This is a genomic window from Halalkalibacter flavus (assembly GCF_036663575.1).
GTDB lineage: Bacteria > Bacillota > Bacilli > Bacillales > Bacillaceae_D > Halalkalibacter > Halalkalibacter flavus.
The window spans coordinates 125,223-148,379 of sequence record NZ_JAWRVK010000002.1; the positions used below are offsets into that span (position 1 = coordinate 125,223).

Annotated in this window: 25 protein-coding genes and 2 pseudogenes; 9 read left to right on the forward strand and 18 right to left on the reverse strand. The window is 36.2% G+C overall.

Features of this window, described 5'->3' with window-relative positions; translation table 11 throughout:
• Positions 1-321: 321 nt before the first annotated feature.
• Positions 322-465, reverse strand: a complete 144-nt coding sequence (locus SAY88_RS01860; protein ID WP_332628829.1) for a YfhD family protein — start codon at positions 463-465, stop codon at positions 322-324.
• A 177-nt stretch (positions 466-642) separates the two neighbouring features.
• Here SAY88_RS01860 and SAY88_RS01865 point away from each other — a divergent pair.
• The 3 genes and pseudogenes from SAY88_RS01865 (at position 643) to SAY88_RS01875 (ending at position 2,184) form a co-directional block, all read left to right on the forward strand.
• Positions 643-1,178 (forward strand): annotated as a pseudogene (locus tag SAY88_RS01865) (DUF2179 domain-containing protein).
• 353 nt (positions 1,179-1,531) lie between these two features.
• The gene (locus SAY88_RS01870) at positions 1,532-1,822 is read left to right on the forward strand and encodes a hypothetical protein (RefSeq protein WP_332628830.1); all 291 of its coding nucleotides are present in this window, start codon (positions 1,532-1,534) and stop codon (positions 1,820-1,822) included.
• Positions 1,816-2,184 (forward strand): transglycosylase SLT domain-containing protein, encoded by a 369-nt coding sequence (locus tag SAY88_RS01875; protein ID WP_332628832.1) that lies wholly within the window; start codon positions 1,816-1,818, stop codon positions 2,182-2,184. Before SAY88_RS01870 ends, SAY88_RS01875 begins: the two co-directional genes overlap by 7 nt.
• Before the next feature lie 56 nt (positions 2,185-2,240).
• On the opposite strand, the gene SAY88_RS01880 is transcribed toward SAY88_RS01875, so the two are convergent.
• From SAY88_RS01880 to SAY88_RS01915, 7 genes and pseudogenes are all read right to left on the reverse strand, one after another.
• Positions 2,241-2,618, reverse strand: a complete 378-nt coding sequence (locus SAY88_RS01880; RefSeq protein WP_332628834.1) for a hypothetical protein — start codon at positions 2,616-2,618, stop codon at positions 2,241-2,243.
• A gap of 130 nt (positions 2,619-2,748) precedes the next feature.
• Positions 2,749-3,645 carry a F510_1955 family glycosylhydrolase gene (locus SAY88_RS01885; RefSeq protein WP_332628837.1) on the reverse strand — a complete coding sequence of 299 codons (897 nt, stop codon included), beginning with the start codon at positions 3,643-3,645 and terminating at the stop codon, positions 2,749-2,751.
• Between the two features lie 17 nt (positions 3,646-3,662).
• Positions 3,663-4,240 (reverse strand): annotated as a pseudogene (locus SAY88_RS01895) (sensor histidine kinase).
• Positions 4,241-4,284: 44 nt separating this feature from the next.
• Positions 4,285-4,473 (reverse strand): HAMP domain-containing protein, encoded by a 189-nt coding sequence (locus SAY88_RS01900; protein ID WP_332628841.1) that lies wholly within the window; start codon positions 4,471-4,473, stop codon positions 4,285-4,287.
• Between the two features lie 68 nt (positions 4,474-4,541).
• The gene (locus SAY88_RS01905) at positions 4,542-5,039 is read right to left on the reverse strand and encodes a hypothetical protein (RefSeq protein WP_332628842.1); all 498 of its coding nucleotides are present in this window, start codon (positions 5,037-5,039) and stop codon (positions 4,542-4,544) included.
• Complete coding sequence (locus SAY88_RS01910; RefSeq protein ID WP_332628844.1) at positions 5,036-5,731, reverse strand: response regulator transcription factor; 696 nt, start codon at positions 5,729-5,731, stop codon at positions 5,036-5,038. The genes SAY88_RS01905 and SAY88_RS01910 overlap by 4 nt, the downstream gene beginning before the upstream one ends.
• Before the next feature lie 86 nt (positions 5,732-5,817).
• Positions 5,818-7,095, reverse strand: a complete 1,278-nt coding sequence (locus tag SAY88_RS01915) for a cell wall-binding repeat-containing protein (protein ID WP_332628847.1) — start codon at positions 7,093-7,095, stop codon at positions 5,818-5,820.
• Between the two features lie 268 nt (positions 7,096-7,363).
• On the opposite strand from SAY88_RS01915, the gene SAY88_RS01920 reads away from it, so the two are divergent.
• Positions 7,364-8,614 (forward strand): hemolysin family protein, encoded by a 1,251-nt coding sequence (locus SAY88_RS01920; protein ID WP_332628848.1) that lies wholly within the window; start codon positions 7,364-7,366, stop codon positions 8,612-8,614.
• Between the two features lie 485 nt (positions 8,615-9,099).
• Positions 9,100-9,546 (forward strand): Rrf2 family transcriptional regulator, encoded by a 447-nt coding sequence (locus SAY88_RS01925; protein WP_332628849.1) that lies wholly within the window; start codon positions 9,100-9,102, stop codon positions 9,544-9,546.
• A 72-nt stretch (positions 9,547-9,618) separates the two neighbouring features.
• Here SAY88_RS01925 and SAY88_RS01930 read toward each other — a convergent pair whose 3' ends face one another.
• The 3 genes from SAY88_RS01930 to SAY88_RS01940 all read right to left on the reverse strand — a co-directional run bounded on the left by SAY88_RS01930 (position 9,619) and on the right by SAY88_RS01940 (position 11,506).
• The gene (locus SAY88_RS01930; RefSeq protein ID WP_332628851.1) at positions 9,619-10,230 is read right to left on the reverse strand and encodes a pyridoxamine 5'-phosphate oxidase family protein; all 612 of its coding nucleotides are present in this window, start codon (positions 10,228-10,230) and stop codon (positions 9,619-9,621) included.
• Positions 10,231-10,400: 170 nt separating this feature from the next.
• A complete protein-coding gene (locus SAY88_RS01935) occupies positions 10,401-10,631 on the reverse strand; it encodes a DUF1450 domain-containing protein (protein WP_332628853.1) in 231 nt (76 codons plus the stop codon).
• A 143-nt stretch (positions 10,632-10,774) separates the two neighbouring features.
• Positions 10,775-11,506, reverse strand: coding sequence for an ATP-dependent DNA ligase (locus SAY88_RS01940; protein ID WP_332628855.1), 732 nt, complete (start codon positions 11,504-11,506; stop codon positions 10,775-10,777).
• 146 nt (positions 11,507-11,652) lie between these two features.
• Here SAY88_RS01940 and SAY88_RS01945 point away from each other — a divergent pair, with 146 nt between their 5' ends.
• Positions 11,653-11,916, forward strand: coding sequence for a DUF6154 family protein (locus SAY88_RS01945; protein WP_250097286.1), 264 nt, complete (start codon positions 11,653-11,655; stop codon positions 11,914-11,916).
• Between the two features lie 36 nt (positions 11,917-11,952).
• On the opposite strand, the gene SAY88_RS01950 is transcribed toward SAY88_RS01945, so the two are convergent.
• Positions 11,953-12,861, reverse strand: coding sequence for an EamA family transporter (locus SAY88_RS01950; RefSeq protein WP_332628857.1), 909 nt, complete (start codon positions 12,859-12,861; stop codon positions 11,953-11,955).
• Positions 12,862-12,940: 79 nt separating this feature from the next.
• The gene (locus SAY88_RS01955) at positions 12,941-13,657 is read right to left on the reverse strand and encodes an AraC family transcriptional regulator (protein ID WP_332628858.1); all 717 of its coding nucleotides are present in this window, start codon (positions 13,655-13,657) and stop codon (positions 12,941-12,943) included.
• 182 nt (positions 13,658-13,839) lie between these two features.
• Between SAY88_RS01955 and SAY88_RS01960 the strand changes: the two genes are divergently transcribed.
• Both SAY88_RS01960 and SAY88_RS01965 read left to right on the forward strand, forming a co-directional pair.
• Positions 13,840-15,057: a glycoside hydrolase domain-containing protein gene (locus tag SAY88_RS01960; RefSeq protein WP_332628859.1), complete on the forward strand. Its 1,218-nt coding sequence runs from the start codon at positions 13,840-13,842 to the stop codon at positions 15,055-15,057.
• Between the two features lie 398 nt (positions 15,058-15,455).
• Positions 15,456-15,590, forward strand: a complete 135-nt coding sequence (locus tag SAY88_RS01965; RefSeq protein WP_332628861.1) for a YrzI family small protein — start codon at positions 15,456-15,458, stop codon at positions 15,588-15,590.
• Between the two features lie 117 nt (positions 15,591-15,707).
• Here the strand turns inward: SAY88_RS01965 and SAY88_RS01970 are convergent, their stop codons facing one another.
• Complete coding sequence (locus SAY88_RS01970; RefSeq protein WP_332628862.1) at positions 15,708-16,328, reverse strand: restriction endonuclease; 621 nt, start codon at positions 16,326-16,328, stop codon at positions 15,708-15,710.
• Positions 16,329-16,483: 155 nt separating this feature from the next.
• On the opposite strand from SAY88_RS01970, the gene asnB reads away from it, so the two are divergent.
• Positions 16,484-18,373 carry an asparagine synthase (glutamine-hydrolyzing) gene (gene asnB, locus SAY88_RS01975; protein ID WP_332628864.1) on the forward strand — a complete coding sequence of 630 codons (1,890 nt, stop codon included), beginning with the start codon at positions 16,484-16,486 and terminating at the stop codon, positions 18,371-18,373.
• 183 nt (positions 18,374-18,556) lie between these two features.
• Here the strand turns inward: asnB and SAY88_RS01980 are convergent, their stop codons facing one another.
• The 4 genes from SAY88_RS01980 to SAY88_RS01995 all read right to left on the reverse strand — a co-directional run bounded on the left by SAY88_RS01980 (position 18,557) and on the right by SAY88_RS01995 (position 23,076).
• Complete coding sequence (locus tag SAY88_RS01980; protein ID WP_332628865.1) at positions 18,557-19,651, reverse strand: PRK06851 family protein; 1,095 nt, start codon at positions 19,649-19,651, stop codon at positions 18,557-18,559.
• A 266-nt stretch (positions 19,652-19,917) separates the two neighbouring features.
• A complete protein-coding gene (locus SAY88_RS01985; RefSeq protein WP_332628867.1) occupies positions 19,918-20,712 on the reverse strand; it encodes an alpha/beta fold hydrolase in 795 nt (264 codons plus the stop codon).
• Between the two features lie 24 nt (positions 20,713-20,736).
• Entirely contained in the window at positions 20,737-21,804 is a 1,068-nt protein-coding gene (locus SAY88_RS01990) for an SDR family oxidoreductase (RefSeq protein WP_332628868.1), read from the reverse strand.
• 201 nt (positions 21,805-22,005) lie between these two features.
• Complete coding sequence (locus SAY88_RS01995; protein ID WP_332628870.1) at positions 22,006-23,076, reverse strand: polysaccharide deacetylase family protein; 1,071 nt, start codon at positions 23,074-23,076, stop codon at positions 22,006-22,008.
• Between the last annotated feature and the right edge of the window lie 81 nt (positions 23,077-23,157).

Consider the following 23,157-nt stretch of genomic DNA (forward strand, 5'->3'; position numbering starts at 1 on the left):
GCTTTCATTAACCTCTTCCTGATCTATAAATTGAGTGTTTTATATATACGTTATAAATAGTCCAATGTTTCATTTGATCTAAAAATTTTAAAAACTAAAAACATAATATTGCTTCGGATAAAAACTTACTCTTTATTACTTATGAAAGTAATTTATGAAACATGAAAAACTAACAACAAAGAACTAAAATTTAATTTTTTTCAGCTGGAATGAATACAGCCATAACTTCCTTCTTTCTTGCTAAATAAATAACCTTTTGTTATCATTCGATAATTATAAGAAATGGGAGAGGCCTTATCAATTAACCTCTCCCATCTTTTCTTATTTTTGATTTTTTCTTTGTTTCTTTTGCGCACGCTTATCGGCTTGCTCCATCCTAGCCATTGCTTCTTTGTCTTCAGCGTCAGCTAGTTCCTCTGAATACTCAACATCATCATATTTTCCTTGCTGGTTTTTCTTGCTCATATTCGTATTACCCCCTAATCAAAATTGTAGAAGAAGAGAAGGTTATCCTTCTTATCCTCTATTAGTATTTACGCCCAATATTTCACACATGAGTGGTACATTCTGGCTACAATACATATTGACTACCAAAAAGGGAAATCTAACAATACGTCTTGTATGAAGGTAGGTAAATAAGAAATGTATAGCATTTTTCTTATATTATTACTCCAAATTATCTTAGTACCCGTACTATCACTTCGGATTATTTTTGTCGTAAATACATGACGTTACTCGCATCAGCTTTTGGATTTTTAGAAGCGTTAGTACACATTTTTGGTCTTTCTATTGTACTAAGCGGGGAACAAAGCATTGCTGAGATGCTTACATATGCTATCGGATTTGGTGCAGGTATTTATATTGGGGGATATATTGAAAACAAATTAGCGTTAGGTTATACAACTCTCACTGTGAATTTGCTGACAAGAAACACAGACTTGATTTCTTCTCTTCGTAACGAAGGGTTTGGAGTAACCGTTTTTGAAGGAATGGGAAAGGATAGTATCCGATACCAATTGCAGATTTTGACTAAAAGAAGCATGGAACAAAAACTTATTAATATGATTGAGGAATATGAACCTCATGCATTTATCATTTCTTATGAACCACGTAAGTTTAAAGGAGGTTATCTTCTGAAAGGAATGAAAGTAAAGTCGTACAAGCAGAGCTCTCACTAACCCTAACGTTTCTGTTGGAACAATCCCATAATTATCTAAAGAGTCATTCATGTTTTTATTTCGTTAAGATAGCTTAGTGACAATTTATTCAGCTTTTCACCATAAATATCCTGACACCTCCCTTTCCTTTTTGAAACCTTCTCCTTACCAGGAAAGTTATCCCAGTAAAATATGTGTATTTGTAAGCAATTGAAAGGTAATAGCATATATAAAAAGGACAAAATTGATTTAGAAGTAGAAACCATAGCAAACATTGTCTTACCATCATATCTGAATGTTTTGTCGTGTTGAGGAACTGTTCGGATTTCGTTACGATATACGTCGTTGGCAACAAACATTTTTAAGGAGGAACAATGATGAAGCGCAAAATTACCTTAATCAGCCTAGTCATACTACTTTCCTTCCTAGCTGGAGTTCTTTATTTCGAAAATACAAAATTACAACAAACAATAACAGAAACTGAAAATGAATTAGAAGAACAAAAAACTAAGCTAGAAATGAAGGAACTGGAAGAATATTTTGCTACAAATTCTGAAGCAACGGATGTTACTCTCACTTATGAAACTTGGGTTGAATCTACGATGCTTGCAGAGAAATTGCCGCACAACGTGATATTGATCCATTTATCGTTTATGAATTGTTAAGAACAGAAACAGGTGGCTCCTTTGATCCTACCCTTGTTGGTCCAGAAACTCGCTTTGGACATGCTTATGGGATGGCTCAATTTATGAAAAATACAGCACCCTGGATTGCAGAAATGGCAGAATTGCCATATAACGATGACTTGTTATTTGATCCACTTTACTCAATTCAGTTATCAGTTGAGTATTTAAGTTATCTTTATAATAAATATGAAGATTGGGATTATGCATTAACCGCATATCACCGCGGAGTAGGTGGCCTTGAAAATTACATTGATGCAAATGGCCATGCAAAAAGTGCTTATGCCGTAGAGATTCAAGAAAATGCAGAAGAAATAGGAAATTTAGTCGCTTATTCGAACTAAAATTATAAATTCTTCGTTAGGAGATTCTATGCCGTTAGGCTCAAATCTCCTTTTCCTCATCTTACATATTCAGCTTGATAGGAATTCGAACCTGCGTGAACTGATAATAGTGTGTTCGCATAACCTACAAGCCGATTAACTAATTCATCTGCGATTGCGTAAACGAGCGGGTCTAATTCTTCTTTATAAAGCTCTGGGTCATCAAAGATGATCGTTGTATTAATATAAATATCACGGTTACCTTGGAGATCATAATGGATAATTGCTTTTCCCGCCGCTCCTCCAGTTTTAGGATCATGATAACTTTCAAGAAATACATACCACTCTTCAGCTGAAGCTGATCGGAAATTTTTCGTAAAACGTAAAGCTTTGAGTTCCTTTTTAATCTTATCTTCTAGTTCTGGGTTCGCCAAATCAATAATTTTCTTTGTCATACCATCACCACTTTTAATCTTATAAGAATAATGTTCCCCATTTTAAGCTGTAAAACACAAAATAAAACTAGCTTTTAGGCGGCCGTGAGGGCTCTCACGGTAATTGAGCAGCCCTCTTAGTGATAATTTATCATTGAAGTGCCTTAATTGGGTTTCCCTCCGAAGCTAGCACTTCCCAACTTTCACCACGATTAATCGTTCTATATATGTTTTGTTGGCTTGTACCAACAATAATTTCGCTCTCAAAAACCGGGTGAACACTTATATAGGTAACTGCATCTTCATCTAATTGTAAGTTAAGTGAACTCCACATATTTCCAAAATCTTCACTGATATATAGTCCCTCTTTCTCTCCAAAGAGGTAGGCAATTAGACCACCCGATTGCCCTACTTGTTGAAAAGCAGTTGAAAATATTTCTGTGTTATACTCGGCCCAATTTTGACCACCGTCATCTGAAACAAATATTCCTAAACCTGTTCCAGCTAAAAGTAATTCAGCATTTTGCGGATGAGACGAAAGAGCATATACTTCACCAATAGGTACTGGCAGGCCACTAGCATTAACTTGCTGCCACTCATGCCCGCCGTCTGCTGTACGATATAATTCAGAATGATAAGAGTCAATCCCATACATAATCCGTTCGTTTTCCCTACTTACATGAAGAACGTGGAAATCCACTTTACCATGAAGAGCGATCGGCTCCCAGGTTTCCCCTTCATTTTGACTAACAATGATCCCTAAAGGATTTTCAAGCTCCGATCGGTAACTAGGATGACCACTTGAAATCATTTGTCCATCTTCTAAAATCGTGAATCCCATTAAATCATGATGTTCTGTTTCGTCCCCTACTTGTTTCCAACTTGATTTATCAACATGAATTAAACCGTGGTGTGTAGCTAGATAGAAACTATTCCCCTCCTTGTCAAACTCTAGTCCATGAACATGCATAAATGATTCAACTTCGTCCGACTGACCGCACGCAGTCAAAAACAGCATTAATATGACCGTTAACGTTATCTTCCTCATAAAGATCCCTTCCTTTTTTAATTCCTTGTTAAAATAATTGTGAAGATTGTCCTCTCTCCTAACGTACTTCTAACTTTAATCTCACCTCCATGAAGCGTAACCAATTGTTTCGTAATCGCTAATCCAAGACCGCTGCCCCATGCTTTGTTGATCGTGATTGATCCACACGATAAAATCGTTCCCAAATATAATTTAAATCTTTAGAAGGAATGCCTTCACCATTATCTTGTACGGTAATTGAAATTTCAGATTCATTCTGTTCCATTTTTAACGTAATTTTCCCATTTGGGGGAGTATGTCGAATTGCATTATTTAATAAGTTTAGGATAATTTGCTCCATACGTTCTGGATCAATTGTAGCCATGATTTCATTAGGTTCGTATAAAAAGTCTAAATGAAGCTCCTTTGCAGAAGCAGCTACTTTCACTTTTTGAATCGTCTTTTTACCTATTTCAATTAAATTACAGTTCTCTTTTTCAATCGTAAATTTCCCTTCATCTAGTTTCATTAACTGAAAGATATCATTCACTAGACGTTCCATCCTGACAGCTTCTTGATAAATCACTTTTGAATGGTCCCCGATATCAGCACTCACATCATTTTTGTCTTTCAAAATCGCAGCATACGCCTTGATATAGGTTAAAGGGTGCGAAGATCATGGGAGACATTTGATAAAAATTGTTGTCTGGAGTCGCTATAACCCTTCAATTGTTCAGCCATCGACGAAATATCGTTCATCAAATCAGCTATTTCATCTTTTCCTTTTGCCTTTAACTGAACCTCAAAGTCCCCTTTTGCAATTTTTCTTGTTGAATTACGAATTTTCACTATCGGGTCTGTCCACTTTTTTGATAAATAAATCGTGATAAGACCTGATAACAGCAGTAAAAAGAAACTCATAACGATCGAATGAATAACAATTGTGATTTAGCCTGTTCAAACTCTCCTGTATCTTGATCAATAAACAAGTAGCCAACAACCGCAGCGTTTTGCTTAATAGGAACCGCAGCCCAAATATGCGGAATGTGATGAGCAACGGTTTCAACAAATTCTGTTTTTTTGGATGTTCCTACTTGACTAACCCAATCTCGGTAAAAGATAAGCCTTTCAGAATCAATTGGGTATGAATGATCGATCACTCCAAAATTCTGATCGAAAATAATAAAAGAACTTTCTGAACCTCTTTTCTCCATTAGAACAACATGGTGAAGTGTATGGTGTGAAAAATCATCTTCAATAACATCCAGGTGGGCTTGCATTCGGAATTCTATATCCTGCTGGAGCTGATTTTTATAGAAAGTCTTTGACACTTGATAAAAAGCTACACTCATCGAAACAATACCGATTAAAGATGAAACAAAGACAAGGATTATTAACTTAGTTGAAAGTTTCATTGTACATACTCTGGTTGTGATAGTTTATAACCGACTCCCCAAACGGTTTCGATGATCCTCTTTTCTAAGCCTGTATCTTTTAATTTTTCTCGAATGTTTTTAATATGAGTATCAATGTTGCGATCATACCTTTCTCCCAAATCATCCCATTCCAATTCTAATAGCTGATCTCGTGTAAATACTTGACCTGGATTTGAAAATAAGCGCAAAAGTATTTGATATTCTTTTCTTGTAAGACCAACGATCTGACCGTCTATCATAAATAGTTTCTGATTCTCATTTAATGTAATTCCATGCAGGTTAGTCACTTTTTCTCTTGTATTTGCTTTTTGGAACCTTCTTAACACAGATTGAACTCGTGCCTTAAGCTCACTTGGTTCAAAGGGCTTCGTTATATAATCATCTGCTCCTAAACTTAGCCCTTTAACAACATCTTCTGTTTCTCCTAGTGCCGTTAAAAGTATGACAGGTAGTGCTGCATGTTCCTTCTCTATATTTTGTAAGACTTCATACCCACTTACTCCTGGCATCATTACATCTAATAGTAATAAGTCATATTCATTTTGTCTTAACACGTAAATAGCCTCTTTACCAGAAGAGGCTGTATCAAGGATATAATTTTCTTCTTGTAAGCAAACTGCAATTAACTTCTGCATTTGAACTTCATCGTCTACTATTAAGAGCTTTTTCATTCTAATCCCCTTTTTTTAAAGAGCGTTTAAAAAGAAGTGAAAAGGAAGGAAATTGTATTGTACCTTACCTTCCTTTTCATATTTAATTATTGATGTGCATGATCATTTCCCTCCAAAGAAGCAATCTCTAACTTTTCATCAAGGATTCCTTGCGTTTGAAATGGAATTAGGTCAAATGATCCAAGTACATATCCATGATTATATGGTCCTTCCGTTGGATCTGTAGTAAAGGCTGGTTTTAACTTTGCTAAATACTCATACAACGACTTCGTTACTTCCCCATCTTCTAACCATACCATCGGTGCGTGCTTTCCTAAATGTGCAAACGGAGCGGCTGCAATAGCAAGTTCAGGACTTTCAGTTGATACAAATACTAATCCATGACCAGGAGTTGTAATTCCCCAACCGAAGTTATTATCATCTTTAAAAGAAGAAAAAGCAATAGATTGTTCAATTTCGTTATCACCGGAAATGCGTTGAACCGTTCCGTACTCTTCAAGTTTACTTTCTACTTCTTCAGATATAATTTCCTCTGGACCAACAATGTAAATTTCTGCTTTTCCTTCACGCTTTTCTAATGCTTTTATTGTTTCTTGTGGGACTGTATCTGCCTCTACATATAAAAGTGATTCGTTCATATGAGCGATCCAGTTGCCAACTGGGACCGTATATCCTTTAGCAGCATCATCAGCTGATCCAATAATAACAGCTTGATGTACATGACCGATCGTTTCAAAAAAAGATTCTTCTATTTTTTCCGCAAAATCAGCTGGGTTTTCACCGACAATTTGTTTTACTTCAAATCCATTCAATTTGCTTAACTCTTTCTCATCATAATCTCCAATGACTAACACTTGCGTTCCTTCGTCATTCCCTTTTGGCTGTAGGCGATTAATCTCCATTAACACATGATCCGATATTTCTTCATCAACAAATAACAATGGACCATCATTCGGGTGATGAACCAACGTTAATGCAGCTAACGAATATTGCCAGTCATCAACTGGAGCCAAAATAACTGTTCCTGGTTGATTTTGCTCATGCGTTGCGGGCCATACTGTTTGTGATACGAATATTGAGGCAGTTACAGGATCTTCCTCATTAATTCGTGTAATATTTTTCGTATTTTCTACAACAAGACCGTTCATGGCATTTTCATTAAAAGCATTAGGCTCCCTTTCCCCATCACTTTCCACCTGTTCTCGTGAGTTGTTACTAGAATGATGATTTTCATGTTCGTGATGCTCTTCTATTTCCTGATGGTCCTCATGATGATGTTCACTTGTTTCATCATTAGCACAACCTGCTAGTATGATTCCTGCACCTAACAAATTGGCAAGCAAAACTTTTCTTGTGAATTTCATTATTCATACTCCTCTCGACTGCAGAAATGTCTACACGAAACATCACACTTGTAATTTATGTAGAAAAAATGAAGATTCGAGCTTTTCATTAAACGTGCAATAATGTTAGTGGTTTCTCCTATTATATCCATACTTTATTTGGAAAAACGGCTTCTTTCTGTGTGATTGTTTATTAATACAATCTGAAGTTGGGAATACTTTACGTAAGTAATTATTTTTACATTTGAATTGTCTAAGCCTTCTTTATCTGTTTAGGAGGAGTGATATCTTGTCTGAAGTACCCATAAGTATCATAATCTTATTAATTTCGTTATTAGCTATATCAGCTTTTTTTTCTTCTGCTGAAACTGCATATTCAAGTGTAAATAGAATACGTTTAAAAAATTATAGCGATGAAGGCTTTAGAGGTGCCAAAAAAGCCTTACATATTTCAAACAATTTTGATGAGGCGTTATCTACCATTTTAGTTGGTAATAACTTAGTAAACATTGCAGCTGCAACCTTATCATCGCAGTTAGCTATACAATTGTTTGGTCCTAATATGGGGGTTTTTATTAGTACTGTTGTGTTGACTATTCTCGTTTTAATATTTGGTGAAATATTACCTAAGTCATTTGCAAAAGAATATGCTGAGTCCTATACTTTGAAAACATCAGGAATCATGACTCTCTTGATTACTATATTTAAACCAATTACATGGGCTTTTATCCAATTGCGCAAAGGGGTTTCAAGGTTTATAAGGAAAAAGGAGCATCATCCTTCTATGACGGAAGAAGAAATCAAAGTAATGATTAACATTAGCGAAGAAGAGGGAGTTATTGAAAGTCACGAAAAGGAACTTGTTCACCGTTCACTAGAATTTAATGACATTATTGTCGCAGAAATTATCAAACCAAGAACAGACATTGTAGCGATAAACGTGAAAAGTTCGATTGACGACATCAAAGAAGTATTCTTCCGTGAACATTATTCTCGCATTCCCGTCTTTGAAGAAAGCATTGATAACATCGTCGGTATTCTTTCGGAAAAAGATTTTCTAAAATCACTACTTATAAAAAGCGAAACGCAAATTACTGATCTTTTACGTGATCCTTTATTTGTAGTTGAATCAATGAAAGTATCAACTTTATTACCACAGCTTCAAATACAAAAAACACATATGGCGATTGTGATTGATGAATACGGAGGGACTGCTGGACTTGTCACCCTCGAAGATATACTAGAAGAAATCGTCGGAGAAATCTGGGACGAACACGATGAAAAGATAAAACCCTTTAGCCAACTTGACTCACATACGTATGTTATCTCTGCCGATTTTCCTCTTGATGATTTTGCGAGGTTAACAGATGTAGAATTACCTAATTCTTCTTACCACACTCTGGGCGGCTGGTTAACGGAGAGATTCGAGCGCATTCCTAGGGAGGGGGAGCAATTCACATATGAACATGTGGACCTCCAAGTGGAAGCATCCGATGACAAAAGATTACGGCAAATCAAAGTGTCGATTCACTCTTCTTAATTAAGCAAGCTTCTTTTCTGTCTTACAAGCTATTTTTGAGCGTTCATCACAGGCACTGGAAAAGGGTAGTTTCCCCATTTTCAGTGCCTTCTACGCAATGAGCGGAACCGTTTCAATTTTTTAAAGCCAGCTATGAGTGGGTTTCCCATGGCTGGCGCGCAACGTGTGGAGCCATTGCAGCTTCCTTGAGTAACTTTCAAGAGCTTTTTCAATGGTCTCCAGTTTTACCTTTTCAGTGCTCTCCATTATTCTCCTTTCTTCTTAACTTCACTTTCAATTAAAATTATTTTAATGTTATTTAATCTGACACAGTTTTTTCGTTTATCCTTAACTAATTGATACTAAATTACAGACAATCTTCTCCATTTCATGTACGATGGGTGTATAAGGAAGCGTAACCCTTTGTTCTTTCGGGATGAAGGTTGAATTTGCGCTTATGAATACGTTCTTACTATAACAATATCGTGTTAATAGGAGTGAGTCCCTTGCATCTAACTAGTTATACTGACTATGCATTACGTACTCTTTTGTATTTAAGTACAAGAGATAACCTTGAATTGGCAAAGATTAAGGATATAGCAACAATCTACAACATTTCTAATAACCATATGAGTAAAGTTGTTTATGAATTAGGTCAACTCGGATTAATTAAAACGATTCGAGGGAAGAATGGCGGGATCAAATTAGCTTTAGATCCAAAAGATATTAATATTGGATCTGTTGTTCGAAAAACGGAGAACTTACACATTGTTGAATGTTTTGACCGGAAAAATAACACATGCATTATCAGCTCTGCTTGTAAATTAAAGTTCGCATTAAATGAGGCACTTCAAGCTTATTTAAGTGTTCTCGATAAATATACTTTAGCAGATGTAATTACAAACAAACATGATTTACTAGAAATTTTTACTTTTCATGAGCAGAATGCTTAATGCTAAAAAAAGCTGAAACAAAGCTTCACTATTCTTTTAGCAATAGTGAAGCTTTTATTTCAGCCTTTTCCATTAGCGGTTAACTCTAACCTGCTTTTTACTTTCTTTCACTTTGAAAAAATCTCCTCCCTTCATATTTTTCAAACCACTACTTAGGTTATCTATTTTTTGTAATTTGGGGACATGCTTAGAACAATGGATAAATGCCTCTTCGACTTCAATAACAACCCATCTCTCCGCTTTTTCTCCTTCTCTTAGTAGAATATCTTCCTTCATCTTCTTTGGTAATTGTAGGGTATCTAATTCCTTATTTTCGCATATATAAGCTTTCCCATTCACATGCAAACCGTAGCGACTATGATAGAAATCAATAAACATTAAACCAATATGAGGGTTTTCCATAATATTACCCATACTTGCCATGACGCCATTGCCCCGATATTCCGGATACATAACCACATTTTTATTAATCACTCTGACAAATCCTGCTTCACCTGCACGAAAGGATGAATCACATTTCCCACTTCTATCAGAAGTTGAAATAAACATCATCTCTTGTGCTTCAATAAATTCCTTCATCGTTTCATTTAAATAAGATAACATCTGATTGTTATAAAATGCCTTAGCACGCTTTTCAGTATTGTATTTTTCCTGTAAAAGTTGCTCTCCCGATTGTTTAAACAATTTGTTCAACCCCTTTTCACTATTGAAATAGGTAAAACGTATCTCAATTCATCTTAACTGAATATTCAAACAAAAAAGCGCATGATGTAAGATTATCTAACATGTATTTTAAATCCATCAAAAAAAAACTGCAAACCTAAACAGAGGTTTCCAGCTTTTCGTAAGATCTTTTATATGGATATTTTATTAAGCCGTTTATTTAACTTTTTATACAGTTCATCTCCAGTTTCACATGAAATTACTTTTCCATCGACCAAAGAAAATGGACAGCTCTTACACGTTTTACACTTACCGAGACAACCTTTTCGTTTAATTGTTACCTCAGGATACTTTCCTTTAAGAGTCTTGTATGTTTTCTTTGTTTTGAACTCATTCTCTTTACAGAAATAGACTTTCCGCATGGCCTTTCTCCTATTCACCAATTGATAATTATAATCATTTTCACTAATACCATCATATCATCTGTAGACGCATATGTATAGTCTTAACAATCTGATAATTATAAATTAAAAATTGACTCCCTTTGATACACCGGAGTCAATTTTTAACTAATATTATTTTTGAGAAACTGTCGATATTTTTCATATAGCTTCTCTCTATTTTTTTGGGTTTTGAACTCCATATGCTGTAACTTGTATCCTACTTGATTATATAGGAGAAGTCCTGTCTCTTTTCCGACCAGCTCAGAACGTTTTCCCATTCCGTATTTATAGTTTATAATTTTTAACCAGTCTTTTGAACGTTTTCCCGCTTGATACTTCGATTGCGGTTTTTTTACAATAATCCCTTCAAGGTCGTATTCTTTTACAACATCGAAATACGTCTTAGAATTGCCCTCTACCCATTGAGAAGTCACAATTGTGATTGTATCTGTTGGGATAACTTCATTTAATAATGTTTTCCGTTTTATAAGTGGTAGCTGAGTAATTTGTTTCCCTTTATAGAATAACAGATCAAAAGCTACATATTGTATTGGAATTGTTGCATTCACCTTATCGGATCTAAATCTTTCCATCAAACGCGGAAAATCTGGTTTGTTCTCTGAATTTACTGAGATGAGTTCTCCATCTAAAATAATTCCTTTTGGAAGAGGAAGCTTTGTAATTTCTGGAAATAAATGAGTGACCTCGAGACTATGTCTAGTAAATAATTTTGGGGTTCCCGATACGTTACTATATATTAGCCGAACCCCATCTAATTTTAATTCAGTAATGACATTTGCATAATCTTCGGGCGGAGACGTTGACTCTTGTAACAACATTGGCGAAATAAACATATGCACCACCTCCCACTTTATCTTACATGGGCTATTTGTTTATTTCATTAGTGAGCAATTGGAAGTTAGTAAAAATTTAGGAATAAATGCGGTTCGTTCAACTCACCCTAACAGTATCTTTCATAATAAGCAGGAGTGAAAATAAAATGAAATTTGTTGATGAATTGTATGAACTATATAAAAATCATTTAACTGGGGATGAAGAAGATGCGCTAATCATTATTAACGGAATTCTGCATGATTTCAATGATAGAGATATAAAAAAGTTGGTTGACGATATGCCGGATCAAGAGAGATTTGAAATGCTAGCGTTGTATTTATATGAGAAATTTCGAATAAAAGTTGCTGAAGAAGGAATCGGCCAAACAAGAAATCGAGATGACCATGACGAGGTGAAATTTTATCATTAATCATAGAAAAAATGCGTCCGGTATCTAGACGCATTTTCATTCACGGTAACTAGATACTTGCTTATCTACTTCTTTTGATGGCGCCTTTTTTGGCGTATAGGACAGGACTCCAAGCCCTACAAATAACAATCCAACACCACCCCATGACAATAACGGTAAATATTCTCCGACGAGAAAGACTCCAAGCATAGCTGCCGTTAACGGTTCAGCAAGTGAGAAAGTTACCGCAGAAGAGGCTGTAATCCCAGTAAGACCGCGGACAAAGAGGAGGTACGCAATAGCAGTAGCAAAAATGCCAAGATGTAGAGCTACTCCTACTCCATTCACTTGAAGCAACCACGATAAGTCATATATAAAAAGAATCGGCGTTAACATGAATGCACTTAGGGTGAATACAATTGCCACAACTACTTCGGACGCGTGTCGTTCTAGTAACTGCTTACTAACAAGTGTATATATGGCAAAGGCTACTCCTGCTCCAAGTGCCATAATGATTCCAAGAGGACTGATACTCATTTCACTCTCATTTGTATTTGTAAAAAGGAGCAAACTTCCTGTAATTGCCACCACCGTAGCCAACCACCACTTTTTATTTGGCAACCGCCTTCTGACAAGCCACTCTAAAATACCAGCTAAAATCGGAGCGCTACCAATTGCCACCACTGTCCCTATTGCTACTCCTGTCATCGACACCGCTTGAAAAAACAAGGGCTGATATGCAGCCATACTTAATGCAGCTACAAGCGTTACACCGACTGGCCAATTTTTTAACGTTAATTTTCCTTGAAAGACAACAAATAACAGCAGTGCAGGACCCCCTACCGCTAGTCGAACGGCTCCAATTACAACTGGATTTGCATTTTCAGGAGCAAAAGTTTGTGCTGTACCCGTTGTTCCCCATAACATGGCAGCAACTAACACTAACAATACGGAAACATTCTTCAATTTATCTTCCCCCTAAAGAAGTACTTGCTTTATCTATTGTACCTCTTCAAAAAAAGGCTGCATTACATTTTTTAATGTCTTATTTACCTTTTTTAAAGCTATTCCTATACATTTGTGGTGAAATACCTATATTCCGAATAAAAGCTCGTGTGAAAGATGAAGGATATTCAAAACCAACTTCTTTGCAAATCTCTGTAATTGATAACGTTGTTTGAACCAACAGTCGTTTTGCTTCCTCTAATCGTACCCACTGAATATAGGCGCCTGGACTCAAGCCAGTTACTTTTTTAAACCAATTTGTGTAATAGGATGGATGGTAGTGTTCTAGCCTAGATAACTCCTCAATCGTAATTTTTTCCGCATAGTGGTCATGGATATATTGAACTGATTTCTCTGTTTTTTTATTTAATTTTTCACTAATGTAGCGTCCTAAATAAGTTAACGAAGCAGAAGAAGAACCTTTATTTTGTAGCTCTTCAAGCAACAAATAACGAATCGATCGCCACTGTTCATTTAACTTCATATATTTCCCATAGGATTGACCTCCCCCATTTATTAATAAATGGTCCGGTAGATCAACAATTAAAAACTCATTCGTATTAATCGCACGAAATGTATGTAAACACCCTGGTGGGAGGTAGAAGCAGAACTCATTTTCAAGCTGAAATTCTTGTTCATACACTTTTATTTGCATTTCTCCTTGAAGGGGAAACAATAATTGACCATATGTATGGTCATGTGTATCAAATTGTTTCGAGTACGTTCTTTTTTCGCAAATCACTCGTTCAAGCTGCACCTCAAATTCCTCCTCCTACTTCATATATGTATTTACAAGTGTAACTTTCTTCACCTTTGATTCTTCAATTATAGTCTCCTTTTCGTTCAATCACATCAATTATCCAAGGTAAATGCCTATTTCCTTCACCTAAATCTGTCTCATTACGTATGATACTTTCGAATAACAAAGGTGGTGAAAAAGTGAAAAATAGATCAAACGTATCATTTATCGTTCTTGGGGTCGTTTCTCTTTTATTTCTTTTCTCCCTTACCTTTTTTAGTCAATCGAATACGCCTGTACCAGTTACTGCTTCTTCCGATGACTCACAAGTAGAACACACCGATTTAGTTGAGGATGAATCATCAAATTACAGTAACGGTGACAATGAGTCCAAAGAAAGCAATGTCACAAATCATGTCGATAACTCAATTAATGCAAATGATGGAGAAGTTGATAACTCTCTTGAAAATCACATTAACTCCTCTAGCTCAAATGTAGAAAATAATGTGACAAATGAGATTATCTCTACCCAATCCTCAGTTAATAATACAATTCAAAATCACATTGACGCAGAAAGTGCAGATGTTGATAATGCCATCGACAATAACATTCATAGTAACAGCAATGATATCACAAATAGCATCGGAAATGATATTAACGTTAGTGTTGATGTAAACGTAACAAATCAGATAAATAATCATATTACAAATACAACAAAAGACGGCGATGGATCTGAGAACGGAGAGAATGGGAACGGAAACGAAGAATCCCCTGAAACGGTATGGGGTGTTGATTCAGCCAGTATTACTACAGAAGATATGCTTGCTTGCGTTCGTAATAACTTTGGTGACCCCGAGGTGTGGGGCCGTTATTTAGGTACGAATGAAGGAGCTTCGTATGGCTTAACCACTGAAGAGGTTGATTTGCTCCATTCCGAAAACATCCAAATCCTTGTGATATATAACCACTTTAACGATGGTACAGTATTTGAACATGGGCAAGACCATGCAAATGCAGCGCTTGAAATGGCAAGAGACTTCGGGATACCTGAAGGGGTAGCATTATTCGCTAATGTAGAACCAATTTATCCTATTGATTCGGAGTTTATCCAAGGTTGGCATGATATTGTCTCTGAATCAGAATACAGTTCTGGAATCTACGGAATTTTTGACCCAAGTGAAGAACTGTATGTAGCATTTGAAGCCGCTATAGATTCTGATCCTAGTATTCTAGATGAAATGTATGTATGGACCGCAGCTCCAAATGAAGGCATTACCACAGAAGAAAATGCGCCAGCATATAATCCTAGTTACCCTGATGGAGCTTTAATCGGTGGTTGGCAATACGGTCTTGATGACGAAGCGTGTAACATTGATACAAATATTTTTGATGGAAACGTTCTAGATGTCCTATGGTAATCACTAAAAGTAATGATGTTCGCATCGTTACTTTTTCTTTGTTATTTAAATTAATTACAATTTAATGTTTACTTCTCTTTGATAAATGTTATTATTTAATTAGCAACATTAAATATGATGAGCAAAGGTGAACTTTATGTCAACTAAGAAAACAGTTTGTCCGCAGTGTCAATCGATAATAAAACAACTTAAACATAGTATTATATGTGATTGTGGTATTAAATTCAAAACATTAAAATTCATCTTGTAGTAAGTTAACGAATTTGCTAAAGGAGGTGCCCACCCTATTCTGCACCTCCTCCTTAAGTCGTAGAGAATTTCAGCATCTAGTACGAAGACGTTCTCTTCCTTTTGCTATATCCTTTAGTTATAAGGCTATATGTAAAGGAGGAATGGGTATGACGTTTCACTTTCTACTTTTTACAATAACAATTCATAAAAGAAAATATACGGAACAAGAGTTACAGCAAATTATTCATGACAATCATGTTCAAGCCCAGGTAGACCGCTACAGAGCTAAGTACTGGAATTAAAAAAACAGCAATGGGCCAACTTGTAAAGCCGTGAGTGGTATGGTATCACTTCTCACGGCTGCTAATTAGCTCCATAGATCCCCTCTCCCCCTTCTTTATCTCACTCTTTCACCCATTTTAAATATCCGATGGATTTAGCTGCTTTAAATAGGCCGTATCACTTTCCATCGTTTCAAGCCACATCGTAACTAATTCCACCCCATTTATTAATTCGATTCCTAATCCATCCGCATATTCAACTGCCTTTTTTGTAAAACTTGACGTTGTAATCACATAACCCCCAACAGCTCCCCATTTCTCCATATTTGAATGGACGAGTGCAATGGCTTCAAAGTTTACATCTTTATTCGTGCATTTTACCTGCCCCATATAAAGGCCATCCTCTCTCCTATTTTCAAAATCCACGCCAAAGTCTCCACTTGCTTTACTTACAAACATCTCTCCCCCATACTTAGCTTCAATAATATCAGCGACAAAATGTTCAAAAGAAAGAGGGTCTTCCTTTAAAAAGTTCGAGCTATATGTCGTGGTACTACTAGACTCTTCTTTTTTAAAGCGCATATACAATCCCATTGCGAGAGTTTTCCTTAACTCCAAATCATGCTCTATTTGATCAAGAAGAAGCTCAGCAAAATCATTATGTTTACTTTTAAGACGAATCCAATTCACTACCGCAATGAGCGTGATCAATATAGCTCCAATTACTGTCATCATTTGCATATTAATTTGTAGATTCATTCGTAGCACCTCCACTTATTAAGTTTATACAAAACACTAAATTGGCAAACATTTTTCTATTCTTCTAAATTTATTAAAATAATGCTGGTAATTTCCGAAAAATAAAGTATATTTTATATAGCCATATTAAATGGAAGTTTACTGGAGGGATATAAATGTGTGGTTTCATAGGTGAATGTAGAAAGAAGGATATGCCCGCAATTGATTCACATACATGGTTTAAAGCAATTGAAGCAATCCATCACCGAGGTCCTGATTCGACAGGACACTATGTAGATGAACATGTTCAATTAGGTTTTAAAAGATTAAGTATTATTGATCTCGAACACGGGACTCAACCTATGTCTTTGCAAAATAGATACCACATTGTTTTTAATGGGGAAATCTACAATTATATTGAACTTAGAAATAACCTTATAGCTGAAGGCTTTGTATTTCAAACTGATTCAGATACAGAAGTTTTGCTAGCAATGTACGCTTCACATGGGATAGAATGTGTGAAAGAGCTTCGTGGAATGTTCGCATTTGCTATTTGGGACAAAGTTGAACAAACGCTTTTTGCTGCAAGAGACCCTTTTGGAATTAAACCATTCTATTATACTGTGAGCGAGGATCGTCTCTTTTTTGCTTCAGAGCAAAAAAGCATTCATTCCTATATCTCAATAGATGAATTATCAAAAGAGGCCTTACAACATTATTTAACTTATCAATATGTTCCTGAACCTTTGTGCTTATCGAACAAAATCTCAAAGCTTCTTCCAGGACAGTATTTGCTCACATCACCGGGGCAAAAGGTATCGATAGAATGCTATTTCAAAAAAACCTTCACCCCTGTCAAAGAAAGCATGAAACTTTATTCTAAAAAAACAAGAGATGTTTTGCTAGATTCGGTCGAAAAACACATGAGAAGTGATGTGCCTGTTGGTGCCTTTTTGTCATCTGGTATTGATTCTACAAGTATCGTTGCACTAGCTAAACAACACAATCCTAACTTAAAGACGTTTACAGTTGGATTTGACCATCAAGGTTTTAGTGAAATTGATATTGCTAAGGATACAGCCGAGAAATTACAAGTAGAAAACATCCACAAGATTATTACACCGGAAGAATTTATGCAAGAGCTTCCTAACATTATTTGGCATATGGATGATCCGGTTGCAGACCCTGCTGCCGTTCCTCTTTATTTTGTTGCCAAAGAAGCCAGCAAGCATGTAAAGGTTGTCCTTTCTGGTGAGGGAGCAGACGAATTATTTGGTGGTTATAATATTTACCGCGAGCCATTGGCATTAAATTGGTTCAATTATATGCCTGGGTCTTTGAAATCCCTTTTGCATAAAGTGGCATTAGGATTGCCTGAAGGGACGAAAGGCAAAAGCTATTTGTTAAGAGGAACCACTCCGTTGTCTGAGCGGTATATTGGAAATGCCAACATTTTGAGTGAGCTTGAAAAACAGCACTTACTTACCGCCTATGATACATCTAATCCGTTTATGAAGATGACAAGAAATCTATACGACGAAGCGGCTCTATTTGATGACTCCTCAAAAATGCAATACATTGATCTTCATACGTGGCTACCTGGCGACATCCTTGTTAAAGCAGATCGTATGACAATGGCTCATTCCATTGAACTACGAGTTCCTTTTTTAGATAAAGAAGTATTTGCTGTGGCAAGTGAGATCCCTACTTATGCTAAGATTTCTCACGGAACGACGAAGTACGTGTTAAGAGAGGCTATGAGTGAGTTTATTCCTGAATCCGTCTTGCACAGAAAGAAACTTGGATTCCCTGTACCAATCCGTCACTGGTTAAAGGACGAGCTCTACGATTGGGCCCGGAACCTTTTACTAACTAGTCCAACAGAGTATTTATTTAAAAGGGAAGAAACAATAAAATTATTAGACGAGCATGTACAAGGGAAAAAGGATAACAGTAGAAAAATTTGGGTGATTTTGTGCTTTATGGTATGGCATTCCCTCTATATTGAAAAAAATGCTTGGAATCACAGTTTACTGAATGAACCTAAAGTACTAGTTACTACTTAAGAAGAGGGGGTGTCTCAAAAGGTCTGTTTTTGACCTTTTGAGACACCCCCCGAAGCAATGAGCGAAGTCGCTACATCTTTTAAAAGCCTTGAGAGGAGTGGGTTTCTCCTCGCAAAGCGCGTAGCGAACGGAGCCACTGCCATCTCCGTTCTGGACTTTTGGGATAGACCCCCTTTTCTACTCTTACTTTCCAACCAATTGTTCAATCTCTGCTAAAATCTCTTTTTGAATCTCTTCTACTTTAGTGAAATCCATCGCTTCAATATAGAAAGCTTCTAATTCATCGCGGAGAGCTTTCGCTTCTTTTAAATAGGAAATTCCTTCTTTCATTTTGTCTTTGTATGGTTTGGTCGTTTTCTCGATTTCTGTTGCAAACTTTTCATCTGTACCTGGCGTGATACATCTTGCATACATATCAATGATTTCATCTGAATCACGATCAGGGAAATATTCGTGCGGAGCTGTACTATCAAAAATGGCAAAACCTAGCTCTCTTACAATAACCATATCTAAACTATTGGGATCAAAACCGCAATGATACACTTCAACATGAAAGCCTCTCTCTTCACCTGCAGCTGCTATCTTCTTTAGCATAGTCGATTTTCCAGACCCTGCTCTTCCTTTAATGAAATAGCGTTTACTAATATCTTCCGTTAAATTTTGAATAAAGTCTACTGCTCCATTTGGAGTAGCTGCGCCTAAAAAACGGTGTTTTACTTTCGCTTGTTTTGTGTCTGAATTCTCTCCGTAAAAACGAGAAATTAACTCATCCGTAAGTTGATTCGCTTCCGTGAAATCCATATTAGAAATATAGATATCTTCAATATCATCATGTGCCTTTAATGCTTCCGAAAATGTATCGTAAGCAGTTTGGAAGGTTGTAGAGATTTTTTGATTTAATGTAAGTATTTCTTTTTTATGCTGTTGCAATTTGTTTGAATCCCACGCCACTCCTAAGTTTACATATTCCTCAATAACACCAGGTGCTTTCGGTTCAATAACATGAGGAGCCGTACCATCGACAATTCCAACCCAAAAGTCAGGAATAATCACTCCATCAATCGATTCGTTGTCTGAGGAACAATGTAAGAACTCAATATTAATACCTTTATTTACCAATTGTTGTCCAACTGCCTTCATTAAAGAGGATTTTCCAGTCCCTGGCCCTCCTTTTAAAATAAAAAGACGCTCTAAATCTTCTAATGCAGAATCATATAAACTGTAAAACCCTTTCGCTGTGTTTCCTCCTGCATAAAAGTTTTGAACTTTTCCTTTCATCTAATCACCCTTTCCGCTTTTACCACAACATATGTAAGTATTCTTACAAGGGTGATTGCCTAACCTAAGTAAATTCAAACTTAATGTTACATGCCATTTGTTAGATTATTCTCTACCTCTTCTAACATTTGTAGCAACAAGTCTGGTCGCTCTGTAATAATCCCGTGAACCCATATTAGTTAAAACGTCATTAAAAAAAGAATTCCACTATTGTATAGGGAATTCTAAAATAATAGAAATACATTCATTAACGAAGCCATGTCTTTTTATCCAGCTATCTGGTTTTCGCTACTTGTTCTTATGAAATCTAACGAAACTTCATTAAAATGTTCATGTGCTTCCACGTTGCAAACGTGCCCGCTTTCTTTGATGACGATTAAGTGACCAGGAAATGTGTGATTAATTTCTTTTTTTACTTTTGGAAGAAACATGTAATCATTTTCTCCCATGATACATAATGTCGGTATATCTAAGTCTTTATTCTGGATTTCTTGATGATTCGAGTCCACATCTCTTGTTACTCGAAACCATTTGATAAACTCCATTTGGTTCATACTTTTTGCTTCTCTTCCAAATAACTGTCTTGATTCCTCATGTTGTTTTCTTGGCATCATAATCCAAGCAAATAAATTATACAACCACATATAAGGTATTCGTTTTTTTACTAAATTTCCTGCAGTAATTAAGATTCTAGAGCGAAGATTAAATCCTATAATTAAACCTCCGAGGATCATGGACTTCACCTTTTTCGGAAAGGAGTAAGCTATATTTCTAATGACAATGCTACCTAAAGAAATCCCCATAAAATGGGCTTTTTTTATATTTAGATGATCCATTACTTCTACTACGTCCTTGCTAGCCTGTGTAAAAGTATACCTTTCATCCTTTGTTTTTCTATTAAAGGACTTTCCATGTCCTCTTAGTTCCACTAATAGCAAATTAAAATGCTTCCTCAGGTCTTTTATTTGTTTATACCAAATGGTCGAACTTCCACCTAACCCATGTATCATAACAATCCATTCGTGTTTAGGCGAGATCTCATACGTTTTGTAATATAACATGCATTCTCCTTTTTAGAGCAAAATTTATACTAAAACTGGTGTCTTATCTTGTTTTTTATATCCGTCGATAATTGTCCGTAGCATTTCGTTATCCATGTTTAAAACTTGGTTATTTGTCGCATTTAGAAGCTGTTGAGTATTGGTTATGCTAAAATCAATATCACGATTTACATAAATGGTGAAATTTGATACGAACTCATTTAAAACCATTTCCTCTTTCGTTAATAAAGTATCTTCTCTCGAATTAAATTGAACATTCGGGAAATCTAGTAGTTCTCCTATCATTTTTAGCCCTTCATGATTTAGTGGAGGGTTAGGATTGGTAACATGATAAATTGTTTTATTTTTTGCCTTTTCTAATCCAGCCATTAGAACACGACAAACATAATCTACTGGCACTAAATTTTGAGTACCCAATTTATTTCCAATAATATTATACCTTCTACCGCTAGCGTTCCCTGCTCTAGATATTCTTTTCTTAAATATTTCAAGCCCTTTTATAAATCCATATAATCCAAAAGTAGAATCCGTTTTACCAGTTACAGAATGACCGACAATAATGGAGGGTCTAAAAATTGAAACGTTCATCTGTTCACTATAAGACATAACGATATGCTCAGCTTTGCATTTCGTTTCCTCATATGGATTATTAAATTCTTGGTCCATTTCATGTAATGATTCTTCAGCAGTGTTTTTCTTTCCAAGAGTATAAGCTGTACTAATATAATAATACGATTTCACACCAATATTTTTAGCCAACTCTAATGAATGTTTTGTTCCCATTTCATTTACTTCATACAATCGATCGGCCATTTTAAAATCGAACGAAAGCAATGCCGCTATATGAAAAAAAGCATCTATTTTACCTTTAAGATTGCTTTGATCTTTCTTAGAGATTCCTAGTTGATTGTCCGCAAGATGTCCTTCTATCATCTCTATTTGTGAATGTTGGTGTTTCGGAATTTTATTTAATAAAGTTTGGCTCTTCTTAGTTGATCTTACTAACACATAAACTCTGTTATCTGAATCTAGTAGTTCCTGGATAAATTGGGTACCTAAGAAGCCTGTTCCACCTGTGATAAATATATTCATATAGTTCCCCTTTCGTTATCCGCTTTCATGAGTTACCGCCATTATACACAACATTTCCAACATACTCGCGCTGTAAATCTTTCAATTATGTGAAGTCTTATTCTTTTTAAACATAAATTTACAAGTTCTATCCTAAAAAGTGGATTTAACGCTAAAAGGCTACTTAAAAGGATGTTTTTCCCTTTTCAGTAGCCTCTGTTTTTACTTTTCTAAAAGTGTTTGCACTGTAACAAATTCGTATCCTTGTGCTTGTAGCTCATCGATCATTCTTGGCAGAGCCTCTACCGTTCCATCGAGAAAACGAGCATCCGACTGAAAATTATGCTGAAGAATAATCCCGCCTGGTGAAATATCTCGACGTACAATATGTAGTATTTCCTCTGCTGATTGACCACTCCAATCGATCGTATCAACAGACCACATAATGGTTCGCATCCCCATCTCATGTAGAACGATGTGGTCCGACTTTGTCAATGCACCATATGGTGGGCGGAAAAGATCCGGCATTCTACCGACTGTTTTCATCATTTCTTTTTGAGTCGATTGTATTTCATCTACTAACGTCGATGTCATAACAGTCGGGATATTGGGATGATTCCATGTGTGATTAGCTATCCCATGTCCCTCCCTTACAATTCGCCTCATCATATCGGGGAATTCTTCTATTTGTTGGCCCATGACAAAAAAAGTTGCCGGTACATTTTTCTGGTTGAGGATATCTAGTATTCTCGGTGTATAATAACTATCCGGCCCATCGTCAAAAGTAAGAGCTACTTGTTTCATTGCCGGATCTCCTCTGTATATAGCACTTGGAGCCACTGGAATATTTGTTGTTATAAATGTATGGCCCCTTTCTCTTTGATACGCTACGTCCATCCCAAGTTTTCGAACGACATCAATAAGTGGAACAAATGCCTCACCATTAAATTCAATTGTTTTCGTTGAAAGACTTTGACGCCTCCAGGTCCCGGTGGCATGACCGTAGACATCGGCATAATCTCTTCCTACAGGCAGAGCAAATTGAATGTCTTTGTGATTAAACACAACAGAGCGATACTGCTTATTCCAACTAATTTTGACACCAGTATGTTTTAGAAATAACGCTGGGACGAGTAAGTGACCGTCTCTCATTATGTAGCGTGTCTCAAAGGGCTGATTGTCAATGTAGATCGGCGCTTCTGGCAACTGCGACTCTTGTGCCAATGTAGGGGCAGAGCAAGTGGCCAAAATAATGAAGCAAAAAAGGATGAGTATTCCATTTTTATTTAGCATAACAATTCCTCCTGACCAATTATGCTTAGCCTTTCCTATTCTAGGAGGTTTATGAAGAGATTACTAAAAAAGCCGTTTTTA